General features: G+C 59.5%; 3 protein-coding genes. All 3 read left to right on the top strand.

Annotated features, from left to right (window positions below):
- Positions 1-149: 149 nt before the first annotated feature.
- Positions 150-851, top strand: coding sequence for an RNA polymerase sigma factor (locus AB4043_RS21275; RefSeq protein ID WP_442301537.1), 702 nt, complete (start codon positions 150-152; stop codon positions 849-851).
- On the top strand, positions 848-1,528 hold the full coding sequence (locus tag AB4043_RS21270; RefSeq protein ID WP_442301536.1) for an anti-sigma factor family protein: 681 nt from the start codon (positions 848-850) through the stop codon (positions 1,526-1,528). Before AB4043_RS21275 ends, AB4043_RS21270 begins: the two co-directional genes overlap by 4 nt.
- 63 nt (positions 1,529-1,591) lie before the next feature.
- On the top strand, positions 1,592-2,818 hold a 1,227-nt coding region (locus AB4043_RS21265; protein WP_442308009.1), incomplete at its 3' end, for a hypothetical protein.

Here is a 2,818-nt window from a genome sequence, read left to right as displayed (position 1 = left end):
GTTACGGGACCATTTCAGGCAACCTTCGGTGTCTATCTCTCTAGAGTGAGCGAGCACTCGGCCGCCGGCGGCGCAGTTTTTGCTCATTCTCCGGGATGGAGCGATTTGCTTTGGAAATCCCGGACGTCGTACCTTAAAGGACACTCCCGATGCAGGCTGGAACGACGATGGGGAACCTGGTAAGTGCGATCGGAATTCGTGCGGAGGATGCCGTCTTGGTGGCCGAGCTGAAGGCAGGCTCGGAAGAAGCCTTCGCGCAACTGATCGGGCAGTACTCGCAGCCCATCTATTCTCTGATTGCCCGCAGCCTGCAGGATCCGGCTGACGCCGCCGACATCACCCAGGACGTCTTTATTAAAGTCTTCCGCAATATTGGAAGCTTTCATGGAGACTCTTCGCTGAGAACCTGGGTCTACCGGATTGCGCTGCATGAAGCAAGCAATCAGCGCCGCTGGTGGAAGCGACATAAGAAGCAGGAAGTCACCATCGATGGGGAGTTCGAATCGGACGACCCCGGAGAGACCTTCTACCTGCGGGATACGCTGGCTTCGCAAGCTGGATCGCCGTTCGATATGGCCATCCAGAGCGAGATGCGCGCCCGGGTGGAGGCAGCACTGCATGAGGTGCCGGAGTCGTTCCGGACGGTGCTGATCCTGCGCGAGATTGAAGGATTCGCCTATGACGAGATCGCCGAGATTCTCGACATCAACATGGGCACGGTAAAGAGTCGGTTGATGCGCGGACGCGCAGCGATGCGGCAGGCACTGGAAGCGCGCGAAGCTCTCGAATCCGAACAGAGAGCCGCCGCATCCAAACGAGCAACGGAGAAGTGGATGGAGGCTGCACGATGAATACGAACTGTGAACAGGTGCGCTCCCTCTTCTCGGACTATCTCGACGGAGCTCTTACCGGCCACGAGATGATGGATGTCAGCTCGCATCTTGAGAGCTGCAAAGCCTGCAAGGCGGAGTTCGCCGGCTGGCGCAGTGTGCAGCACAGCCTCGCCATGATCGGTACGGCCAAGGCTCCGGAGAACCTGGGCCTGAAGCTGCGGCTGGCCATCTCGCACGAAAAAGTTAAGAGCAACACGACCTGGAAGGATCGTCTGGAGCTGGCCTGGGCCAACACCCTCCGTCCGGTCGTGCTTCGTACCGCTGCCGGCCTGGCCTCCGCCACCATCATCGTCGGTGGCATGCTGGGCATGCTAACCGCGGTGACTCCTGCGGCGCAGTCGGTCATGGCCGATGACGACCTGGGCGCTTACACTCAGCCCCACTATAAGTATTCGGCTGCCAATATGGATGCCGTGTTGGTGGATGCGGACAATCCCGTCGTCGTCGAAGCCCTGCTGAACGCCCGTGGGCAGATCTATGACTACAGCATCGTCTCCGGAACGCTTTCGGCCGACGCCCGCCACAACCTGGAGCAGCGGCTGCTGGTAAGCGTCTACGAACCGGCCAAGGTCTTTGGAACCCCGGTGCGGAGCCGCATTATCCTTACCTTCTCCGGTATCTCGGTTCGAGGCTGATCCCCTCTCTTCAGTGCAGGGTCCGCTGACGTAGACTATTCCGGTACGTCAGACTGATCAGCCGTGTATTTAAACCGCATCATTTCGCTCGGATTGCTCTTCGCCCTGCCCCTGGCGGCAGCCGCACAACAATCGTCTTCCAGCTCGTCTTCGTCCCAGGCTCCGTCGGATTCCGCCTCGCAACAACCGGCTCAGACCGGCCCCTTGCGGCTGGGTGGCGTCGAGCGAGCCGGCTCCGGAATCCAACTGGAACCGAGCGAGTCGCTCTTCGATATTGGAGCGGCGTTGAATGCCTGCGGCTACGACGCAGACCTTACCAACTCTTCTCCAGTGCGCCAGAAGGTTCGCGACGACCTCAATGCTGCTCTGCAGGACAGCGCCGAAGCTCGCGATGCCCGCGACAAAGTTTGCGCCTACATTGCCGCCCACGACCTGGGCGATTCGACGCGGAATCTCTCGCAGTTCGCATCACTTGGCATCTATCTCAACCCTCCACCGGATCTGACGCCGATTACCGATCTGACCGAGTTGCCACCGGATGCCGCACAGGTGGTCGAAATCCTGCCGCTTCTGCGAACCTTTGCCGAGACGACGCAGCTCCACCTGATCTGGGTGCGCAACCGTCCGGAGTACGAAGAACTCATCGCCCGCATCCACGATCCGATGACCAAGGCCATTCTGGATTCGAACATCTATCTGCACCAGCCGGTTTCGAGCTACGATGRCCGCCGCTTCCTGGTCTTCATGGAGCCGATGTTCGCTCCGGCGGCGGTGAATGCGCGCGTCTACGGCCTGGACTATGTGGTGGTGTTCTCTCCCACACAGGGTGCAGAGGTACGGCTGGATGACGTTCGGCACATGTATCTGCACTACCTGGTAGAGCCGATGATCTATGCCCGGCCGCAGTCGATCGACCGGCTGACTCCGCTTTTGAAGACGGTGCAGGACGCTCCACTGGAGTTCATCTACAAGAACGACATGGTGGCGCTGACGACCGAGTGCATGATCAAGGCAATCGAAGYGCGGGTGATGGACGTTGGCTTCCCGAAGCCAAAGAAGCCGTCTCAGGTCAAACAGCGCAGCGACATGGAAAAGTATGAAGCAGACCTTACCGACTATGACCGCCGGGCAGAGGTCGTACGCCAGCGCCTGGTAGATCGCGATATGCGTCTCGGCTATGTGTTGACCGATTATCTCTATGGCAAGCTGGTTCAACTGGAGCACACCAACGAGGCGCTCAAAGACAGCATTGGTGAGATCGTCTACGGCATGGACGTGCAGCACCAGGTC

The organism is Terriglobus sp. YAF25 (genome assembly GCF_052113305.1).
GTDB lineage: Bacteria > Acidobacteriota > Terriglobia > Terriglobales > Acidobacteriaceae > Terriglobus.
This window is presented reverse-complemented; position numbering and strand designations above follow the sequence as displayed.